Source organism: Arthrobacter sp. P1_C12_2 (assembly GCF_056406415.1).
Window position 1 is genome coordinate 1 of record NZ_JBFUAF010000003.1, and the last position, 20,304, is coordinate 20,304.

18 protein-coding genes are annotated in these 20,304 nt (G+C 67.4%); 11 read left to right on the forward strand and 7 right to left on the reverse strand.

The genetic code is table 11. From position 1 onward, the window contains the following. The coding region (locus AC1DZQ_RS04720; RefSeq protein WP_476962418.1) for a 13E12 repeat family protein at positions 1-844 on the reverse strand (844 nt) is incomplete at its 3' end. 203 nt (positions 845-1,047) lie between these two features. Between AC1DZQ_RS04720 and AC1DZQ_RS04725 the strand changes: the two genes are divergently transcribed. The 3 genes from AC1DZQ_RS04725 to AC1DZQ_RS04735 all read left to right on the forward strand — a co-directional run bounded on the left by AC1DZQ_RS04725 (position 1,048) and on the right by AC1DZQ_RS04735 (position 4,603). Next, complete coding sequence (locus AC1DZQ_RS04725; protein WP_476962419.1) at positions 1,048-1,767, forward strand: Maf family protein; 720 nt, start codon at positions 1,048-1,050, stop codon at positions 1,765-1,767. Positions 1,768-1,969: 202 nt separating this feature from the next. Beyond that, positions 1,970-3,790 carry an acetyl/propionyl/methylcrotonyl-CoA carboxylase subunit alpha gene (locus tag AC1DZQ_RS04730; protein WP_476962606.1) on the forward strand — a complete coding sequence of 607 codons (1,821 nt, stop codon included), beginning with the start codon at positions 1,970-1,972 and terminating at the stop codon, positions 3,788-3,790. Between the two features lie 81 nt (positions 3,791-3,871). Continuing rightward, entirely contained in the window at positions 3,872-4,603 is a 732-nt protein-coding gene (locus AC1DZQ_RS04735; protein WP_476962420.1) for a glutamine amidotransferase, read from the forward strand. 87 nt (positions 4,604-4,690) lie between these two features. On the opposite strand, the gene AC1DZQ_RS04740 is transcribed toward AC1DZQ_RS04735, so the two are convergent. Continuing rightward, the gene (locus AC1DZQ_RS04740; RefSeq protein WP_476962421.1) at positions 4,691-6,103 is read right to left on the reverse strand and encodes an MFS transporter; all 1,413 of its coding nucleotides are present in this window, start codon (positions 6,101-6,103) and stop codon (positions 4,691-4,693) included. A 317-nt stretch (positions 6,104-6,420) separates the two neighbouring features. On the opposite strand from AC1DZQ_RS04740, the gene AC1DZQ_RS04745 reads away from it, so the two are divergent. The 3 genes from AC1DZQ_RS04745 to AC1DZQ_RS04755 are packed head-to-tail and all read left to right on the forward strand — an operon-like array spanning position 6,421 to position 11,664. After that, entirely contained in the window at positions 6,421-7,809 is a 1,389-nt protein-coding gene (locus AC1DZQ_RS04745; RefSeq protein WP_476962607.1) for an MFS transporter, read from the forward strand. Between the two features lies 1 nt (position 7,810). Next, positions 7,811-10,108, forward strand: coding sequence for a molybdopterin oxidoreductase family protein (locus AC1DZQ_RS04750; RefSeq protein WP_476962422.1), 2,298 nt, complete (start codon positions 7,811-7,813; stop codon positions 10,106-10,108). After that, positions 10,105-11,664, forward strand: coding sequence for an FAD-dependent oxidoreductase (locus AC1DZQ_RS04755; protein ID WP_476962423.1), 1,560 nt, complete (start codon positions 10,105-10,107; stop codon positions 11,662-11,664). The genes AC1DZQ_RS04750 and AC1DZQ_RS04755 overlap by 4 nt, the downstream gene beginning before the upstream one ends. Before the next feature lie 253 nt (positions 11,665-11,917). On the opposite strand, the gene AC1DZQ_RS04760 is transcribed toward AC1DZQ_RS04755, so the two are convergent. Continuing rightward, positions 11,918-12,271 (reverse strand): hypothetical protein, encoded by a 354-nt coding sequence (locus AC1DZQ_RS04760; protein WP_476962424.1) that lies wholly within the window; start codon positions 12,269-12,271, stop codon positions 11,918-11,920. Between the two features lie 924 nt (positions 12,272-13,195). Between AC1DZQ_RS04760 and AC1DZQ_RS04765 the strand changes: the two genes are divergently transcribed. The 3 genes from AC1DZQ_RS04765 to AC1DZQ_RS04775 all read left to right on the forward strand — a co-directional run bounded on the left by AC1DZQ_RS04765 (position 13,196) and on the right by AC1DZQ_RS04775 (position 15,175). Continuing rightward, positions 13,196-13,417 carry a hypothetical protein gene (locus tag AC1DZQ_RS04765; RefSeq protein ID WP_476962425.1) on the forward strand — a complete coding sequence of 74 codons (222 nt, stop codon included), beginning with the start codon at positions 13,196-13,198 and terminating at the stop codon, positions 13,415-13,417. Between the two features lie 350 nt (positions 13,418-13,767). After that, positions 13,768-14,406: a hypothetical protein gene (locus AC1DZQ_RS04770; protein WP_476962426.1), complete on the forward strand. Its 639-nt coding sequence runs from the start codon at positions 13,768-13,770 to the stop codon at positions 14,404-14,406. 76 nt (positions 14,407-14,482) lie between these two features. Next, positions 14,483-15,175, forward strand: coding sequence for a hypothetical protein (locus AC1DZQ_RS04775; protein WP_476962427.1), 693 nt, complete (start codon positions 14,483-14,485; stop codon positions 15,173-15,175). Positions 15,176-15,197: 22 nt separating this feature from the next. Here AC1DZQ_RS04775 and AC1DZQ_RS04780 read toward each other — a convergent pair whose 3' ends face one another. Continuing rightward, a complete protein-coding gene (locus tag AC1DZQ_RS04780) occupies positions 15,198-15,743 on the reverse strand; it encodes a flavodoxin domain-containing protein (protein ID WP_476962428.1) in 546 nt (181 codons plus the stop codon). A 227-nt stretch (positions 15,744-15,970) separates the two neighbouring features. Here AC1DZQ_RS04780 and AC1DZQ_RS04785 point away from each other — a divergent pair, with 227 nt between their 5' ends. Continuing rightward, positions 15,971-16,519: a hypothetical protein gene (locus AC1DZQ_RS04785; protein WP_476962429.1), complete on the forward strand. Its 549-nt coding sequence runs from the start codon at positions 15,971-15,973 to the stop codon at positions 16,517-16,519. Between the two features lie 117 nt (positions 16,520-16,636). Here the strand turns inward: AC1DZQ_RS04785 and AC1DZQ_RS04790 are convergent, their stop codons facing one another. Next, positions 16,637-17,329 (reverse strand): hypothetical protein, encoded by a 693-nt coding sequence (locus tag AC1DZQ_RS04790; protein WP_476962430.1) that lies wholly within the window; start codon positions 17,327-17,329, stop codon positions 16,637-16,639. A gap of 47 nt (positions 17,330-17,376) precedes the next feature. After that, the gene (locus AC1DZQ_RS04795; RefSeq protein WP_476962431.1) at positions 17,377-18,792 is read right to left on the reverse strand and encodes an NAD(P)H-quinone dehydrogenase; all 1,416 of its coding nucleotides are present in this window, start codon (positions 18,790-18,792) and stop codon (positions 17,377-17,379) included. A 108-nt stretch (positions 18,793-18,900) separates the two neighbouring features. On the opposite strand from AC1DZQ_RS04795, the gene AC1DZQ_RS04800 reads away from it, so the two are divergent. Continuing rightward, on the forward strand, positions 18,901-19,719 hold the full coding sequence (locus tag AC1DZQ_RS04800; protein ID WP_476962432.1) for a purine-nucleoside phosphorylase: 819 nt from the start codon (positions 18,901-18,903) through the stop codon (positions 19,717-19,719). Between the two features lie 33 nt (positions 19,720-19,752). Here the strand turns inward: AC1DZQ_RS04800 and AC1DZQ_RS04805 are convergent, their stop codons facing one another. Beyond that, entirely contained in the window at positions 19,753-20,232 is a 480-nt protein-coding gene (locus AC1DZQ_RS04805) for an RrF2 family transcriptional regulator (RefSeq protein WP_476962433.1), read from the reverse strand. Positions 20,233-20,304: the final 72 nt, after the last annotated feature.

A 20,304-nucleotide genomic window follows, 5' to 3' on the forward strand; every position in this document is an offset into this window, starting at 1 on the left:
GGGTGCGGTGGGTGCGGTCGGTGATGACGAGCTGGATCTCGACCCCGCTGATCCCGCCCGGGGTGCCGGTGGTGCGTTCGACCAGCGTGTCGGCCATCAGCTGCCCGCGGGAGCGGGGGTCCCCGCTGTTCCTGAGGGTGTCGGCGTGCCGGGTCAGGGCGGTGTGCACGGCGACGCCGGCGGCCACGGGGAGCAGGGCGGTCAGGTGGCACATGGTGTCGGGGGCCGGGCGGAGGCTGACGTGCCGCTCGGTGGCGGCGTGCGCGGCACGGTCGGTGACGGTGCGGGGGTCACGCCGGTACGCGGCGGTCCGGGCCGCGGCGACCAGGGAACGGTCACCCACGCCGGCGAACGTCCCGGTGTCGGGTGCGAGTTCCGCGTCGACGGCGGCCCGGTCGGCGGCGGCCAGGCAGGCGGTTTCGCGCACGAGCAGGGTGGCGCGCCATTCGTTGAGCTGCCCGGTTTCCAGGGCGGTAAGGGTGTGCGGCATCTCGGTCACGAGGGCCTTGGCCAGGCCCAGGAGCCGGCCGCCCCTGGCCGGGGACTCGCGCCGGGCCAGGGCGATCTGCGCGCCGATCCCGGCGCCGAGCCGGTCCGCGGGGATCCCGGCGGCGGCCTGGTCGCGGCGCTGGAGCAGGTCGAAGTCCACGGCGAGCCGGGCCTGTTCCGCGGACGCGGCGGATTTCCAGTCTTCCAGTTCCCGGATCCGGTCAATGATCCCGGCACTTTCCGTGGCCAGGCGCACGGAACCCAGCGGTCCGGCGGCCGCACGGCTCCCGGCGCGGCTGAAGCCGCCGTCGCCGTGTCCTGCCGGAGCCACTTCGGGCCCGTGATTGCCGTCCATGAATCCAGTGTTTCAGGCACCCCTGACATTTAACAGAGAGCGAGGGCGACCAGTGTCGGTGACGATCCTGTCGGTGGCCGCACCTGACACCCCCGGCGACAAAGCCTTCAACGCCATCGTCCCCGGGGCCAGCCGGCTCGCGGCGCCACGAGTGAACCCAACGCAACGGTCCCCCTCCGGACCGCGTCAATTAGGCTGGAACGGTGACCCGCCTCATTCTTGCCTCCCAGTCCCCCGCCCGCACCAAGCTGCTGCACAACGCCGGCATCGCCCACGAGGTCCTCGTCTCGGACGTCGACGAGGACGCCGTCCAGGCCCGCTATGGCGTAACGGATCCGCATGACACCGCCCTGCTGCTTGCCCGGGCCAAGGCCGAGGCCGTCGCTTCCCTGCCCGAGGCGGACGGCGCAATCGTGATCGGCTGCGACTCGGTCTTCGAGTTCGACGGCGAGGCCCACGGCAAGCCCTACACGGCCGACGTCGCCCGGGAACGCATGCTGCGCATGAGCGGCGGCATGGGCGTCCTGCACACCGGCCACTGGCTCGTGGACTGCCGCGACACAGAGGGCGACACGGACGCAGAAGACGACGCCGACGGCGCCACCGACGGCGAAGGCGGCGTCACCGCGCGCGGCACCGGCGCCACCCTGGGCTCGGTGTCCTCGGCCGAGGTGCACTTCATGGAGATGAGCGCCGACGAAATCGAAACCTACATCGCCACCGGCGAGCCTCTCCAGTGCGCTGGCTCCTTCACAATCGACGGCTACGGCGGGGCGTTCATCCGCAAGGTCGACGGCGATCCCCACACCGTCGTCGGGCTCTCCATCTCCACCCTGCGCGCACTGCTCGGCCAGGCAAATGTGGGGATCACCGAGCTCTGGACCGGCGGGGCCGCGGACCCTGCGGACATCCGTTCGGAGTGAAGACCGAGGGAACACGGAGTAAGAGCGCGAGTGAGCGCGGAGTGAACCAATTTGCCCCTCTTTGTGGCAACCCTACAAAGGACGGGCCGTTTACGGGCGGAATCCGCAAGTAATATCGGCGGAACCCTCAAAACCGCGCTAGGCTCCCTGAAGGAAAGAAGGAGACGCCTTGTCAGCAAATTCGGAGCAGTCCGCACCCACCGTGTCGGGATCATCGCAGTCATCTACAGCCGCGGGCACCCGCCAGCTGACCAAGGTGCTGATCGCCAACCGCGGAGAAATTGCCGTGCGCATCATCCGCGCCGCCCGCGATGAAGGCATCGCCTCGGTGGCTGTCTACGCGGACCCCGACCGCGACGCGCTGCACGCCCGGCTCGCCGACGAGGCCTACGCGCTCGGTGGCAACACCGCCGCGGAGTCCTACCTCGTGATGGACAAGATCATCGACGTCGCCCGCCAGTCCGGCGCCGACGCCATCCACCCCGGGTACGGGTTCCTGGCCGAGAACGCCGAGTTCGCCGCCAAGGTGATCGATGCCGGCATCACGTGGATCGGGCCCTCCCCCGAGGCGATCTCTGCCCTGGGCGACAAGGTCCAGGCCCGCCACATCGCCGAAAAAGTCGGCGCCCCGCAGGTCCCCGGCACCGCCGACCCGGTCGAATCCGCCGAGGAAATCCTCGACTTCGTGGACAAGTTCGGCCTGCCCGTCGCCATCAAGGCGGCCTTCGGCGGCGGCGGACGCGGAATCAAGGTAGCCCGCACCCGCGAAGAAATCCCCGAACTCTTCGAATCCGCCGTGCGCGAGGCCACCGCAGCCTTCGGCCGCGGCGAGTGCTTCATTGAGCGGTTCCTGGACGCCCCGCGGCACGTCGAGACCCAGTGCCTCGCCGACGCCTACGGCAACGTCGTGGTGGTCTCCACCCGCGACTGCTCGCTCCAGCGCCGGAACCAGAAGCTGGTCGAAGAAGCCCCGGCCCCGTTCCTGACCGAGGAACAGAACCGCCGGCTCTACGAATCCTCCAAGGCCATCCTCAAGGAGGCCGGTTACCTCGGCGCCGGGACCTGCGAATTCCTCGTCGGCCAGGACGGCACCATCTCCTTCCTCGAGGTCAACACCCGCCTGCAGGTGGAGCACTGCGTCTCCGAGGAGGTCACCGGGATCGACCTGGTCCGCGAACAGTTCCGGCTGGCCCGCGGCGAGGAGCTCGGCTACGGCGACCCGGAAGTCCGCGGCCACTCGATCGAATTCCGCATCACCGGCGAGGACCCGGGCCGGAACTTCATGCCCGCCCCCGGCACCATCGCGGTGCTGAAGAACCCCACCGGCCCCGGCGTCCGCGTCGATTCCGGCGTGGAGCAGGGCGATGTCATCAGCGGCAACTTCGACTCCATGCTCTCCAAGCTGATCGTCACCGGCGCCACCCGCGCCCAGGCCCTGCAGCGCTCCCGGCGGGCGCTCGAGGAAATGGTGGTGGAAGGCATCCCCACCGTTATCCCGTTCGACCTCGCGGTGGTTTCCAATCCCGATTTCGCACCGGCCGACGGCCCCTTCAGGGTGCACACCCGCTGGATCGAGACGGCGTTCGTCAACGACATTCCGGCCTGGACCCCGACCGGCACCGAGGCTGAAGCGGCCGACGCCGGCGACCGCCAGCGCGTCGTCGTCGAGGTCGGCGGCAAGCGCCTGGAAGTCGTGCTGCCGGCGTCGCTGGGCTCGGTCAGCAACACGGCTGGCGCCAAGCCGGCCAAGGCCAAGAAGCGCTCCCGCAGTGGCGGCGCACCCGCGGCCGCGAGCGGCAACGCCCTCACCTCCCCCATGCAGGGGACCATCGTGAAGGTGGCCGTCGCCGAAGGTGACACGGTCGCCGAGGGCGATCTCGTCGTCGTGCTCGAGGCGATGAAGATGGAACAGCCGCTCACCGCCCACCGTGCCGGGATCGTGATCGGCCTCTCCGCAGCCGCCGGCGAGACTGTGTCCGCCGGCGCCGTGATCGCCATGATCGAGGACGGCGACGCACAGTAGTCGACGGCGGACAGTAGTCGACGCCGCCGGTCGCGGGCGCGCCTCTGGCGCCCCCGTGACCGGCCAGTAGAGACTTGGAGTGTGAAGCCATTCCTGCTCCTCGCCTCGCGCGCGGAAGACACCGCCGCCGAGGACGAATACCACGCCTATCTTCGCTACTGCGGGCTCGAGCCGGAGCAGCTGCACCGCATCCGAATGGAAGCCGCCCCGCTGCCCGAGCTGGAGCTGTCCGACTATTCGGGCGTCATTGTGGGCGGCAGTCCCTTCACCTCCAGCGACCCGGCCGAGCACAAGAGCGCCACCCAGCACCGGGTGGAGCGCGAACTCGCCGGGCTGCTGGACAGGATCGTGGCCGAGGACTTCCCGTTCCTCGGCGCCTGCTACGGCGTCGGCACCCTCGGGCTGCACCAGGGCGCCGTGATCGACCGGACGTACGGTGAAGGGCTCGGCGGCGTCACCATCAAATTGACGGCGGACGGGCTGCAGGATCCTCTCCTGCGCGGACTGCCGGAGAGCTTCACGGCGTTCACCGGCCACAAAGAAGCCTGCACAGTCCTGCCCTCCCACGCGGTGCTCCTGGCGAGCTCGGCCGCCTGCCCGGTGCACATGTTCCGGATCAAAACCAACCTGTACGCCACCCAGTTCCACCCCGAGCTCGATGCCGAAGGGCTCGTCACCAGGATCGATATCTACCGCCACGCCGGCTACTTCCCGCCGGAATCGGCCGAAATGCTCATGGACGACGCCCGGCGGTTCACCGCGACCGAACCGATGAAAATCCTGCGGAACTTCGTGCAGCGCTACGCGAGCTGACAGCCCCGCCCACGCAGGCCCCGCCAGCAAAGAAGCCCGGCGTGTTCACTGAACACACCGGGCTTCTCCTGTCAGGAGGAACGGACGCTACGCCACATTGTTGGTGTAGTCGATGTCCCGTGTTTCCTTGCTCACGAATAGGGCGATCAGCGTCAGCACCGCCATGGAGGCGAGGTAGACGCCCACCAGCACGGTGCTGCCCCCGGCCAGTTCCCAGAGCCAGACGGCGATGAACGGAGCCACGGCGGCGCCCAGGATGCTGGAGACGTTGTAGCTGATGGCGGAGCCGGTGTACCGGACATTGCCCGGGAACAACTCCGGCAGCAGCGCACCCATGGGACCGAACGTCAGGCCCATCAGCGAGAAGCCGATGACCAGCAGCGCCATGGCACCGGCGAACCCGGCGCTGAACAGCGGAACGAACAGCAGGCCGAAGGCCAGGATGCCGAAAGTGACAACAATCAGCATCTTGCGGCGGCCGAATTTCTCGGCCAGCGGGCCGGAGACCAGCGTGAAGATGCCAAAGAAGACGACGCCGGCGATCAGCATCCAGAGGAAGTCGTTCCGGCTGTAGCCCAGGCCCGGGACGAACGCTGCGGCAGCGGCCTCGGTCATCGGCTTGCCGGCCTTTTCCGCAGCGGCCTTCGCGGTGTCCAGGCTGGACGCCCGGGTGCCGTAGGTCAGCGTGAACGTGGTCATCAGGTAGAAGAGCACGTAGGTGGCGAGCATGATGAACGTGCCCAGGATCAGCGGACGCCAGCTGGTCTTGAAGACCCGTGCCAGCGGCAGCTTGGCGACCTCGTTGGATTCGAGGACCTTGGTGAAGGCGGGGGTTTCGATCAGCTTGAGCCGGACGTAGAGGCCGATGATGACCATGACGGCGCTGAGCAGGAACGGCACGCGCCAGCCCCATTCCATGAAGGCCTCCGGGGTCAGGGTGTAGCTGAAGACCAGGAAGATCACGTTGGCGATGATGAAGCCGATCGGGGCCCCCAACTGCGGGAACGTGCCGTAGATGGCGCGCTTGTTCGACGGGGCGTTTTCGGTGGCCAGCAGGGCCGCACCGCTCCATTCGCCGCCGAGGGCCAGGCCCTGGCAGAAGCGCAGGACCACGAGGAGCGCCGGGGCCAGGAAGGTCCAGCCCGGGACGGTCGCCGTCGGCAGGCAGCCGATCAGGAAGGTGGCAACGCCCATGGTCAGCAACGAGGCCACGAGCGTGCCCTTGCGGCCGAACTTGTCACCGAAGTGGCCGAAGATGACCGAGCCGAGCGGGCGGGCGATGAACGCGACGCCGAACACAGCGAAGGATGCCAGCAGCTGGGTGGTCTCGTTCTGCCCGGGGAAGAAGAGCTTCGGGAAAACCAGCACGGCGGCGGTGGCGTAAACGTAGAAGTCATAGAACTCGACGGTGGTGCCGATCAGGCTGGCGACAATCACGCGGCCGCGCGAATTCACCTGCTTGGTGGACCCATGCTCCGCGGAGGTTGCAGTGGATGACATGTAGTAACGCTTTCATGAAGACCGGTCGGATTTTCCCCAAGAGCTCGATGCCCGGGTCCGCCGGCTAGGGATTCGAATACGTCTGATAATAGTTCCCGCAGTCCAATCAATGGACAAACAGTCCGCTACTCGGACATCGTGTCGTGGATCACGCGGTGGTCGTCACACCTATTCTCACACCGTCATAAAAGCCCCGATAGGCAAAAGTCACAGCGCGTTAATAAACCGCGACTGTCCCGGAAACGCGGCATCCCTACCTTTGAAGGACAACACCCCCCAAGGAGGTCTCCCAAGTGACTGCTGAACGCACCGCCGAAATCGGCACCGCAGATGCCAGTGCTGCCCGCACTGACACCCTTACCCTCGATCACCGGCCCGGCCGCTGGATCGCCAACTGGGATGCAGAAAACAAGGAGCAGTGGGAGTCGGCAGGCCGCTCCATCGCCCGGCGCAACCTGAACTGGTCCATCTTCGCCGAGTTCCTCGGTTTCGTGGTCTGGCAGCTCTGGTCGATTGTGGTGGTCCAGCTTCCTGCCGCCGGCTTCAAGTTCTCCACCAACGAGATCTTCTGGCTGATCTCCATGCCCAGCCTCATCGGCGCCACGCTGCGGATCCCCTACACGTTCATGGTGCCGCGCTTCGGCGGCCGCAACTGGACGATCGTCTCCGCCCTGCTGCTGCTGATCCCCACGATCGGCCTGGGGCTGTGCGTCGCGAACCCGGCCACCCCCTTCGGCGTCATGCTGTTCGTGGCCGCCCTTGCCGGATTCGGCGGCGGCAACTTCGCCAGCTCGATGGCGAACATCACCTTCTTCTACCCCGCCCGGGAAAAGGGCTGGGCGCTGGGCCTGAACGCCGCCGGCGGCAACCTCGGTGCCGCCGTCGCCCAGCTGGCCGTTCCGATCGCCATCACCCTGCTGGCAGCCGGCAGCGTGAACCTGCCCGTCGCCGGCTTCATGTGGGTTCCGCTGATCCTGCTCGCGGCCTTCGGTGCCTGGAAGTACATGGACAACCTCACCAGCGCCAAGGGTGATGTCGCAGGCTCACTGGCCGCCCTAAAGGAACCGCACCTGTGGATCATGGCGCTGCTGTACATCGGCACCTTCGGATCTTTCATCGGCTTCGCCGGCGTGTTCCCCAAGCTCATCAAGGACTACTTCCCGGCCTTCTCCTCCATCTCCGTCGGCACAGTGGCCCTGTCCCTGGCCTTCCTCGGCCCGCTGGTCGGATCCCTGGCCCGCCCCTACGGCGGACGCATGGCGGACCGGATGGGAGGGGCCCGCATGACCGTCGCGGCGTTCGCGGCGATGGCCGTGATCACCCTGACCATGCTCTGGACCCTACCGGTGAAGAACTTCTGGCTCTTCCTGTTCCTGTTCCTGCTCCTTTTCACCGCCAGCGGCTTCGGAAACGGCGCCACCTACCGCATGATCCCGATCATCTTCGCCACCTCCAGCCGGGCCGCCCGCGCCGGGGCCAGCACGCACACCACCCAGCGGCTCGCGTCCTCGGCCCTCGGCCTAATCTCGGCCATCGGCGCCTACGGCGGATTCATCATCCCCCAGGTCCTCAACGCCTCCAACACGGCCAGCGGTTCCTACAGTTCGGCGTTCTACGGATTCGTGGGGGCCTACGTCCTGATGCTGGTGGTCTGCTGGTTCTTCTACATCCGCAACGCCAACCGAAACGCGATGGGACACGTCTAACATGACCACCGGCGCCGACACGCACTGCCCCTACTGCGCCCTGCAGTGCGCCATGACGCTCACCTCTCCAGCGGCTCTGACCCCGGCTGTCCAGCCGGGGTCAGAGCCCGTACCGGCCACGCCGGCGTCCGACCCCCCCATCGCCGTGCCGCTCCTGACAGTGGCCGGACGGGACTTCCCCACAAACCGCGGCGGCCTGTGCCGCAAGGGGTGGACCTCCGCGTCGCTGCTGGACCACCCGGGCCGCGTCACGGAGCCGCTGCTGAAGGGCGCCGACGGCGTCCACCGCCCGGTCAGCTGGGACGAGGCCCTCGGCCGGATCGTGTCCGCCGTGAGGCGGGCCCGCGCTGAGCACGGGGCGGACGCCGTGGGCGTGTTCGGCGGCGGCGGCCTCACCAATGAGAAGGCCTACCAGCTGGGCAAGTTCGCCAGGCTGGCCCTGGGTACCTCGCGGATCGACTACAACGGACGGTTCTGCATGTCCTCGGCCGCCGCGGCGGGCATGCGCGCGTTCGGCCTGGACCGCGGGCTCCCGTTCCCGCTCGCGGACCTCGACGCCGCCAGCACCATCCTGATGCTCGGCTCCAACGTTGCCGAGACCATGCCGCCCTTCGTCCAGCACCTCCAGGGGGCGCGCGACGCCGGCGGGCTGATCGTCGTCGACCCGCGGCGCTCCGCCACCGCCGCGTTCACCGCCGACGGCGGCGGGCTGCACCTGCAGCCGCTGCCCGGCACGGACCTCGCCCTGCTCCTGGGCATCTCCCACGCGGTGATCCACGAGGGCCTCGCCGACGCCGGGTACATCGCGGACCGGACCAGCGGTTACGACGCCGTGGCTCGCAGCGTCGGAAGTTTCTGGCCGGAACGTGTCCAGTCGATCACCGGCGTCCCCGCCGGGCTGATCCGTGAAACCGCCCGGCGGCTAGCCGACGGCGCTGGCAAGGGCGGCAGCTACATCCTCACCGGCCGCGGCGTCGAACAGCACGTCGACGGCACTGACACGGCCACGGCCGCTATCAATCTTTCCCTCTTGCTGGGCCTGCCGGGCTCCGCGCGCAGCGGCTACGGCACGCTCACCGGCCAGGGCAACGGCCAGGGCGGCCGCGAACACGGCCAGAAGGCGGACCAGCTCCCTGGCTACCGGAAGATCACCGATCCCGCCGCCCGCGCCCACATGGCAAAGGTCTGGGGCGTGCCCGAAACCCTGATTCCGGGCCCCGGCCTCCCCGCCGTCGAACTCCTTAAGTCCCTCGGACAGCCCGACGGCGTCCGCTGCCTCTTCGTGCACGGCGCCAACGTGGCGGTGTCCGCCCCGGATGCGAACGCCGTGATCGCGGGCCTACGCAGCTTGGACTTCCTGGTGGTGTGCGACTTCTTCCTCTCCGAGACCGCCGCCGAGGCGGACCTGGTCCTGCCGGTCACCCAGTGGGCCGAGGAAGAAGGAACCCTCACCAACCTCGAGGGCCGTGTGCTCCGCCGCCGCCGGGCCCTCACTCCACCGCCCGGTGTCCGCAGCGAGCTGTGGATCATGACCCGGCTGGCCGAAATGTTGCACGCGCCGTCCACCTTCAGCGAGGACCCGGAAACCGTGTTCGAGGAACTCCGGCTCGCGTCCTCCGGCGGCCTGGCCGACTACTCCGGGATCGACTACGCCATGCTGGACCGCGGCGAGGCCGCCTACTGGCCCTACCCCGCCGGGAGCGCGGGAACGCCGCGGCTCTTCCTGGACGCCTTTGCCCACGCCGGCGGCCGGGCGGCGTTCACAGCGGTGACGCCCCGGCGTCGTACACCTTCTGCCACGGCGGACCGCGCCGGCGCTGGACGTGTCGGAGCGGACCGCGCCGGAACGCCGATGACCCTCATTACCGGGCGCCTGATGGAGCACTACCAGTCCGGCGCGCAGACCCGCCGGGTGGCCGCCCTGGCGGAAGCCCAGCCGGAGGCGCGGCTGCAGCTGCACCCCGCCGCGGCCGCCGCGCAGGGCATCGCCGACGGCGATTACGTTTCGATTTCCAACGAACGCGGCGTGGTCAGCTGCCGTGCCGAGCTGAGCACGGACATCCGTCCTGAGACGGTGTTCCTGCCGTTCCACTTCCCGGAGCTCGGGAGCGCCAACCGGCTCACCGAGGCGGCCACGGACCCCATTTCCGGGATGCCCGAGTTCAAGACCAGCAAGGTGTGGATCCGCCCGGCAGTTTCCTTGGACGGGATTTGCGGGGACGCGGCGTCGGGGGCTGTCCCGGCCGGTGATTCCGCCGGCGTTCCAGGCCGCGTTCTTCAAGCAGAGGAGACCTCATGACTGAGCGGATTGTGGTGGTGGGCTTCGGGCCCGTCGCCGCGCGGCTGATCGACGAGCTGCTGCCGGCCGTGCGCAGCGGCATCGCACACCTGACCGTGATCGGTGAAGAGTCCGAGGCCGCGTACAACCGCGTGCTGGTGGCAGATCTTGGCGTCGGCCGGACGACGCCGGCCGCCCTGGCCCTCGCGGACGCGGCGGCGCTGGTGGCCGACGGCGTCGATGTCCGGCTGGGCGCCCGCGTCCGCCGCGTGGACCGCGCCCGGCAGCGGGTCTTGTTGAGCGACGGCACCTCCCCCGGCTACGAGCGGCTCGTCTTCGCCACCGGTTCGCGGCCGGTCATCCCCAACCTCACCGGACTCAACCCGGACCCGGCCGCGCCGGTGCTGCCGCCGGGCGTGACGGCCCTGCGGGATCTCCGCGACGCGTCCGTGCTCCACTCTGCCGTGGCGGGCGGCAAGCGCGTGGTGGTCCTGGGCGGCGGCGTGCTGGGCCTGGAGACGGCCCTCGCCGCGGCCGAGGAGGGCGCCACTGTGACCGTGGTGCACAACGGCCCGCATCCCCTGGGCCGGAACATCGACCGCGGTGGCGGCGCCGTGCTCGCGGCTTCCCTGCGGAACTGCGGCGTGCGGGTGGCCGGCAACGCCCGCTCGGTGGGCGTGGAACACAACGCGCCCGACGGCGGCTTCTCGGCCCTGCTGCTCGATGACGGTTCCGCAATCGACGGCGACCTCCTGGTGCTCTCCTGCGGGGTCCGGCCGCGGACCGAACTGGCGGAAGGCTGTGGGCTCTCCACCGCCGCCGGGATCCTGGTGGACCACAAGCTCCGTGCCCACCACGAGCCCCACATTTTCGCGATCGGCGACTGCGCCGAGGTCCGCTGCCCGGACCCCGAGTGYGTGGAGTGCCGGACCGCGCGGGGACCGTCCGGGCTGGTGGGCCCGGGCTGGCGGCAGGCCGAATGGCTCGCCGACTATCTGACCCTGTTGGCGTCCGGGGCTCCTGCCGAGGCGGAAGCCTTGCCGGCGCTTCCGGCGGAACTGCCGGGCGTGATCGTGCTCAAGGCCCGCGGCATGAACCTGGCCGTGGCCGGGGATGTGTCCGCGGAACCGTGGGACGAGGAAGCCCTGACCGCCGGGGCCGTGAACGGCCGGGCCCGGCTGCAGATTGCCCAGTGGGCCGATCCCGAGCACGGCCGCTACGTCAAGATGACCACCCGCGCCGGCGTGCTCGAGGGCCTCGTGTCCGTGGGCATGCCCCGCACCTCGGCCGAGCTGGTGCAGCTCTTCGAACGCGGCGCGGAACTCCCCGCCGACAGGTCGCTGTTGCTGCGCCTGGACGGGCCGGATCAGGCGGCCGCTGCGGGGGCCGTGGATCCTTCCCGGACGGTCTGCCGGTGCGCGGGCGTCAGCGGCACGGCCATTGCTTCTGCAGTGTCCGAGGGCTGCGGGACGGTGCCCGACGTCTCCGCGGCCACCCGCGCCGGCACCGGCTGCGGCGGCTGCCACGACGACATCAAGGGAATCATCGAGGCCCACTTTCAGGGGGCGGCTGCCTGACAGTGGGGTGTCCTGAAGCCGGAGAGGCCGAACAAGCCTGAGGCACAGTTCAGAAACGTTGCCCGCGTATCAGTGAACGGGCAGCCGTGTTGGGCATGGCGGCGAACTATATCCGCTGGGATTCCGCCATCGGTGCCCGCGAGGCACCGCTGTACCGGGCCATGGTCTCCCAAGCCCCGGAGGCGGAATAATCTTCTCCGCCTGATACCGGCGCGGCCCCGCTGCCCCTTTTAGACCCCGGCCCGGCGGAGTTTTACTGCGCTGCGTTGTCGAACTTCTTCTGCCACTGGGCATGCTCGCGGCCGGCATCCAGCCGGCGGTCCGCAGTCCACCTGGGCAGATAGTCGGGCGCGGGCAGCTCGCGGGCAGGCCTGGCCTTGGGCTCAGGCCGGGTCTGGACCGGCTTGGGTTTAGGACCGGTCTGGACAGGCTTGGCCACAGGCCGGGTCTGGACAGGCTTCCGGGGGTAGCTCGGCCTAGTGTCGGCCACCGTCCAGTTGATCACGGCGCGCATGATGAGCACGAGCACCCACAGGCCGATCCCAGCCAGGATGTATTGCCAAAACACGACCAGTAACAAGATGGCTACTAGCACGAAAATAAACATGGCGACATTATGCATATGCGACACGGCCGGCGGTAGGGGACTTAATCCCTGATCGCCCGCACGGAAGTGGTCGTCCGTAGGGTCCCTCCCCGCCCTTACGGATGATGAGCAGAAACTGCGTCATGCCGGTCCGTCCACGGGCGGCAGAACACCCGCCGCAGCAGGGCCGTAGACCAACATCTCCAGCCGCAAACACAATTGGGATTCCCAGACATGGTTTACGCACGGCACAGCGCTCAAGAAAAAACCGCGCACCCGAAGAGAACTCCGGGGCTGCGCTGGCCATCGTCCAGGAGAGCCCCGACAACACATACAGGGAAGCCCGGACATTGTTCAGACACACTGCAGTTGTACCGGCGCAACGATGCGCTCGCTCTGAAAGGCTCACGCGCTGAGCGTCCGGCCAAAAGACGACTCTCCTTTCACAGAATCCGACACGGGCGGTATTTCGTTCCGCGTAGGGAGACGCCGGTAGCGGCGCTTCGTCATTCCGAGTACACAGGGACGCGCGAGCACCACTACGAAGAGGACATGTTTGTCGAGAAGTCTCAGCAAACGGAGATCTTCCTTCAGGCCGCAGGTGCCAGATCAACACGGCTGGCAAAGGGTTCGCTAGCCGTGGTCCTGATGAGCAAAGCGGTGGAGTTGCTTAGCTGACTGCGGCTGGAACCGTCGCGGGTGAACCCGAACGGTTGCGTGACGGTCTTCGACAGCCAGTCCCAAATCTGGGTCCGTGAGCTCTAACCATCCGCTTACAAGCCCCTGCCCCTAAGGGCGGGGGCTTCCCTACCGATGAACAGAACTCCTGTTCGTGCGACAGCGGCACGGGCAGTGGCACTGCCCGTGGGAAGGGGGCACGCTTCGTTATCCGGCGCTAGTTGGATTAAACTGGAGGCACTAAATCCCTTCGAGGACTGGTTGCCCGTGGAGACGATATTCTTCCTGGTCGTAATTCTCATCACAGTGTGGATCCTTCTCGGCCTCTTGCTGAGACTCAAGAAGAGAACCCGCCGCAAGGGCTCCAATTACTACGTGCCCACCTTCAAGGCCAACTTCGACACATGGGAGAGTAAATGGACCATGGACCGAAAGCTGCAGGAGAGGTGGGATAAGGCACGGTGGCAGCAGGAGTTTAACCGTCCGTAGAGCTGGCCGGCCTACTTGGAGCTGGCGGTCACCATTCCCCCGAAGAGGAACATCAAAGCCGCGCGGATGCTGTGAAGCGCATTCATGAACGCACGGGTCACCCTGCGGACGAGGTGCATCCCATTCCACTCTCGGTATAGTGCGTCCGGCCACCCCGGGCTGCGGGGCAGGCCAAGCTGCCACATACGGTTCGGCTGTCCCATGCCGCTTGGGTTGAACAATAATCGGGAAGCCCGACTTCAGTGCGCTCAGCACCCCCATCAACCCCGAAGCGGGCCTTTCTCCCCTTGGCACCGCCGAGGGGCGGGGATGCAATGGACTGAGGTCCGTTCGTCCGCAGGAGGCATCCCATGAACGTCCCGGTTTTTTTGGCGCTCGGCGCGATTGTTGTGTTCGCCGTCGTGATGGGTGTGGTCATGTCGCGCGAAAAGGATCCGCAGCGGCGGGCCGCCGCGCTGACGCGCACGGGAGCGGCCGTCATGGCGGCGTTCACTGTCATCGGGGGATTCTTCATTGGCGGGTTCGCGATGCAGGAGCCGGGCGGAACAACCGGAACGCTGATCACGCTCGCCTGGGTGGTGCCGATGCTCATCCTCGGGGTCTCGGCCTGGTTCTGGCCGGCCGCGACCGCTCCCCTGCTGCTCGCCCTCTCTTCTGCCTTCATTGCCGCGTGCGTGTGGCTCGCCTTCGACCCCGCTGCCCTGAGCACCTTCCTCAGTGACAACGGCCCCCTCATAGCCGTCAGCGTGCTCGCGTTGGCTCTCCCGGTCGCAATCCTCGGGCTGAAAGTTACCGCACTGGCCGGCTGGCTGCTGGTGGCCCTGGGGGTGTTGCCGCTGTTGATTACGATCATCGGAAGGTCGGGCGCGGTCGGATCGCTGATCGCGGCCAGCCTGGTCCCCCTGGCCTGCGGGATCGCCTACCTACTGTCCGTGCGGATGGCCCGGGCCGGTTCGACGTCGGGAACCATTCACCCGGCGGCCGCGTAAGAATGCCGCGCCGCCGTCAAACACAGCCGCGTAACGCAAATCGGGCCACGGACAAACGACGGGTAGCATCGGGGCCATGAGCGCCGACGACGACGACATCACCGAAGAACTGCTGGCCGACGCCGGGAAGCTGACCGGGCTGAGCCTGGAACTGCTCGGGCTCGACCCCCACCCGGACGACATGACGGCCGAGCAACGGCTCCAGTTTGATCCCGAAGACCTGGCCGAGATGGCCGACGTCTCACCCGAAGACCGTCACAAAGCCGTGGGCCAGACCCGCCTGCTGGCCGGACTCCTGTGGAACTCGTCCAGCATTCTGATCGACCAGTTGTTCCGCGATCTCGGAACGCTCAGCACGCTGGATGTTCTCACGCCGGCCGACATCGCCGGCACCTCCGTCCTGTCCTCGCTGCCGCCACAGTTCGCCGTCAGCTACGACGTGAAGTTCACCCAGAAGTTCATCGTGGTCGCGGCCGACGTCACCGCGTCCCTGATCCGGGGCTGGACTGCCCCCGGCTGCCTTGCAGCGGAACTAGCCGTCCGCTGCCTGCTCGATCAGGCGGAAATCACCGAGGACATCTACGAACTGGACCTGCCGGAGGACTGGCGGGCCGACGTCGAGGAAGTCCTGCTGGAGGATGCCGACAGTGACGCGCTGTACTCCGACAACCTCGACGTTCTCGAGGACGACGCCGCAAGTCTGGATTTCGAGCAGTGGTTCAAGCCCTTCACCCCCGGCGACACGGTTCCGCCCTACGCCTACTCGTGATCCCTACGCTTGCTCCTGATCCCTACTTCTGACTGGCCGGCTTGGCCAACCACGCCAGGTAGTCTTCAGTGAAACGCTGGACGCCGTCCCACTCGGTGTAGACGTAGTCACGGGTGGTGTCCGTGTCCAGGGAGCCCTTGTCCTTGGCGATCTTCTTCATCAGCCGCTTCTTGATGAAGCCGTAGTGGGTATAGAGCAGGGCGCCGGCGAACAACCCGACGTGCCCGGGCCGCCAGCCCGTGTCCGCCTTAAACTTCTCCACGTAGCCCTCCGCTTCCGCCTCGTCTCCGTGGGCGGCCAGGCTGACGGAAACCAGGGCGGAGGGCAAACGCTCGAGCTCGCCGCGGTTCTTCTTCACAAAATCCGTGACGTGCCCCTCGTGTTTGCCCACATGAACTGAAGCGGCGACGATTACGCCGTCATAGCCCGTCGGGAGGGTATCTCCGGCATGTTTGAGGTCCGCCGTCTCCGCCTGGTGCCCGTGGGAGCGGATCAGCTCGGCCATGTAATCCGCAATCTGGGCTGTCTGTCCTTCAACGGTCCCGTAGGGGATATAGATTTTGGCCATGTGCCATGGTGCCTCGCACGGCTGGCACGCGATACGGCCGAAGGACCCGCAGGCACATTCTCAGCCCCTCGGCGTTGCGAGCCAAGGAATTCCCAAGGGCCCGATGGTTACTGTTGACCCCGCGGTGAAGCCCGCCGTATCGCAATCCGTAAAGAGCGCTTGCATCTRCCGCTCATCTTGGCCTTAGCCATCCGCGGCCGGAACCGGCCGCCGATCCCTGGAGAACCATGAAACGCCTCACCGCTCGCCGACTTTTGCCCTCCGCCCTACTTGCCGCCGCGCTGCTCGCCGTATCGCCGGCAGCCATCGCTGCTCCTCCCGTGAAGGGCGGCAATCCTCCGGACTTCCCGCCCGGAACCGTTGTGCCGGCCGGCGAGGGATGCAGTTTCCCTCTCCTCCTTGAAGCGACCGGTTCGAACGCCAACATCAAGACTTTCAACGACAGGAACGGCGCCGTCGCCCGCGTGATCACGGCAGGCCGGGGATACACGCTCACATATACCCGCCTCGATACAAACGGGAACCGTGTGAAGTCACTGGGTATCCGGCCGACCGGCTCGGTTCAGCAGGTAGCAGTAGCCGCCGATGGCACCCAAACCGTCACGGCCACCGGAAGCAACGGGCTCATCCTGTTCTCGACGGACCTTCCAAGCAGCGCAGCGCCGTCAGCAGTCCAATACACGGGCCGCATCGTCTACACGATCGCGCCCAACGGCATCTTCACCCTTCTCAGCACGTCCGGAACGAGGACAGATATCTGCGCGGCCCTGGCGTAGTCGCTGACTTCGCGTAGACCAGCAAAGGGTCCACGGACCCTTCGAACTGCATCCCGAAGGTTGGATTCGAATTTGAGAATCTGACCTTCGGGGTGCAGTTCCTCTGCAGCCCAATATTTAGGGCTCGAACAAGACCGAGCCGGTCATGAAGATGCCGCGCTGCGGGACCCAGAATTCCCCGAGCCGGTCCTGGACCGGGAGTGCCGACGTCTGTCCCAGGCTGTGCCCCTGCAGCTGCGCTTTGCTTTCGCGGACAAACCACATCTGCCGCGGGCGCGCCAAGAACGTTTGGCCGTTGGGCGCCGCGCCCGTCAGCCCAAGGTGCCCCGCCCCCAGCACCGGGCCGGCAACGGCCCCCATGGCGCGCAGGAACGTCCGGCTGCGCCACAGCCGCTCCGGAACGGCGCCGGACACCGCGGACATAAGCCGGGTTACCGGCGCCGCCGCCAGCGTCAAATCCCAGCTCAGGTCCACGCCGGCTCCGACTTCCACGCTAAAGGAATAGCCGTCACGCCACCGGATGGAGACCCGGCGAGTGGACGCCGAGCCGATGGCGCTGCCGAAGTAGCGGGGGCAGGAGGTCCCGGGGTCGGTGGTGCTGTGAATCGTCCAGACGCCGGCAGAGTCGCGGATCCAGACCGAGATGTAGCCCGGGCCGACGGAAGATGCCGGAAAATGCCGAAAGGCCAGGACGTAGCCGGAGCTGAACGGAACGCCCATGACGGCGTAGCCGGCAAAGCGCTCCTCCGAACCGGAGGGCAGCGCACAGTTCTGTTCCATCGGCTCAACAAGCGAGCGGGGACTCTGCATGGCTCCGGCCTCCGGTTTGCTACATGTGAACTGTCACATGTGAACTGTTACATATGAACGTGGAGCCGCCGGGCTGCTTCGGAGATGGAGCCGCTCAGCGACGGGTACACGGTGAAGGTGCTGGCAATGTCGTCGACATGCAGCTTCTGGGTCACGGCGATCGAGATCGCGAAGATCAGCTCGGAGGCGTTCGGGCCCACCACCACCCCACCGATCACGGTGCCGGAACCCTTGCGGGCGAAGATCTTGATGAAACCGTCGCGGTGGTTGCGCATCTTGGCGCGCGCGTTGCTGCGCAGGGACAGCTTGATGATGTCGCCCTGGTACTTGCCGGAGTCGATCTCGGCCTCGGACACGCCCACGGAGGCGATCTCGGGTGAGGTGAAGATGTTGGACGCCACCTGGTGCAGCTTGATGGGCATGACGGCGTCGCCCAGGAAGTGGGCCACAGCAATCCGGCCCTGCATCGCGGCCACAGAGGCCAGGGCCAGGACGCCGGTGCAGTCGCCCGCGGCGTAGATGTTCGGCGCCGTGGTGCGCGAGACGCCGTCGACCTTGATGTGGCCGCTCTCGGTGAGCGCGACGCCGGCTTCCTCCAGGCCGATTCCGGCCGTGTTGGGGATGGAGCCGACGCAGACGAGGCAGTGGCTGCCGGTCACCTTGGAGCCGTCACCGAGGGTGACCACGACGCCGTCCTCCGTGCGCTCCACGGTCTCGGCGCGGGCCCGGGAGAGGACCTTGAGCCCGCGGCGTTCGAAGACGCCCTCGAGGACCTCGGCGGCGTCGGTGTCCGAGCCCGGCAGCACGCGGTCGCGGCTGGAAATCAGGGTGACTTTGGAGCCCAGGCCGTTGTAGGCCGAGGCGAATTCTGCGCCCGTGACACCGGAACCCACCACGATCAGCTCTTCGGGGAGTTCGTCCATGTTGTAGATCTGGGCCCAGTTCAGGATGCGCTCACCGTCCGGCCGCGCGGTGGGCAGCTCGCGCGGGTGGGCGCCGACCGCCAGCAGGATGGTGTCGGCCTCCACCGTTTCGGTGCCCTCGGAAGTCAGGACCTCGATGGTGTGGTTGTCCAGCAGCTTGCCGGAGCCGATCAGGATGCGGACGTTCTGGTGTTCCAGCCCGGCCTGGATGTCCTCCGACTGCTTCCGCGCCAGGCGGAGCAGCCGGTCGTTGATGTGCTTGAGGTCCGCGCGCATCGCCGGGGCAAAGTCGCCGCCGTCGACGTCGAACTTGACGCCCAGCTCCCCCGCCTCAGCCATGCGGGTCATCAGATCTGCCGTCGCGATGAGGGTTTTGGAGGGAACGACGTCGGTCAGTACCGCCGAGCCACCGAGTCCCGCACGCTCGATAATGGTGACCTGCGCCCCCAGCGAGGCGGCGACCATGGCGGCCTCGTAGCCGCCAGGCCCTCCGCCGAGAATTGCGATGCGGGGTGAGCTGAAGTCAGGATGCGTAGTCACAATCAATCATTGTCCACCATCCGAACCGGAGCCACCAAGAATCCGGGCCGCGCGCGGGTCCAGCGGTGCATGCTGGGCAGCAGGCCCGGCGCACGATAACTTGTACCAGTGAGCTATAAAGAATTCCTGAATGCAGACCCCTTCGACGCCGCCCGCGACGCCGCCGCCTACATCGCCGAAGAGACGGGCGTCGACTCCCACGACGTCGCGCTGGTCCTCGGATCAGGCTGGGGCGACGCCGCCGAGCTGATCGGCGAGACCACCGCCACCTTGTCCGCCGCCGAAATCCCCGGCTTCTCCGCACCGTCCGTGGTGGGGCACGTGGGCACCATCCGCTCGGTCCTGACCAAAGAGGGCAAGCGGGCCCTCGTCCTGGGCGCACGCACCCACTACTACGAGGGCAAAGGCGTCCGCTCCGTGGTTCACGGCGTGCGCACCGCCGCCGCCGCCGGCTGCAAGACCCTCGTGCTGACCAACGGCTGCGGCGGGCTCAACGAGAACTGGACGCCCGGCACGCCGGTGCTCATCAGCGACCACATCAACCTCACGGCCATCTCTCCGCTGGAAGGCGCCACGTTCGTGGACCTGACGGACCTGTACTCCTCACGGATCCGCGGGCTGGCCCGCGAGGTGGACCCGTCGCTGGACGAGGGCGTCTACGCCCAGTTCACCGGCCCGCACTACGAGACACCCGCCGAGGTGCAGTACGCCAAGCGGATCGGCGCCGACCTGGTGGGCATGTCCACGGCCCTTGAGGCGATCGCCGGCCGCCACGCCGGCATGGAGGTCTTCGGCATCTCGCTGGTGACCAACCTCGCAGCCGGGATCAGCCCCGTGCCGCTCAGCCACGGCGAAGTTCTCGAGGCCGGCGAGGCCGCCGGACCGCGGATTTCCAAGCTGCTCGCAGCGATCATCGCCAAGCTCTGATCACTGCTTAGGTCCTGGACAACCCGGCTGCGGCTATTCCGCGGCCAGGTAGTCCAGGACCTTTGCCTTGTCCGCCGGGAACCGCCGCTCGATCGAGTCCGCGATCCCGGCGATGCTCTGGCGCGCCAGAGCCTGCCGCCAGGCCAGTTCGGCCTGGCGCATGGTCTGGGAAATGAGGCACGTCCGCGCGAAGTTCTCCTGCCGATCCGGCTCCGGGACATTTCCGAGGATCGCCTCGCACCGGAAAGCCGAGTCCTGGCCCTCGAGCGCCAGCACAATGTCCAGCACGGTGATGTTTTCCGGCCGGCGCGCCAAAAGAAAACCGCCGCGGGGCCCCGAGACCGAGTCCAGGACACCGGCCCGGACCAGCGACTGAAACTGCTTGTTGAGATAGGCGGCCGGGAGTTTGTAGAACTCGGCCAGCCGGGCGCTGTTCACCGGCTCGCCGGGCGGTGTCCAGGCCATGTTGACGCAACTGTGCACGGCCCATTCGATGCCACGGCCCATCTTCATATTCCAGACGCTACGTGTCCGGAAATTTGGGTGTCAAGGTCCCCGCGAAAGGCCTCGAGATGGAACTGAAAC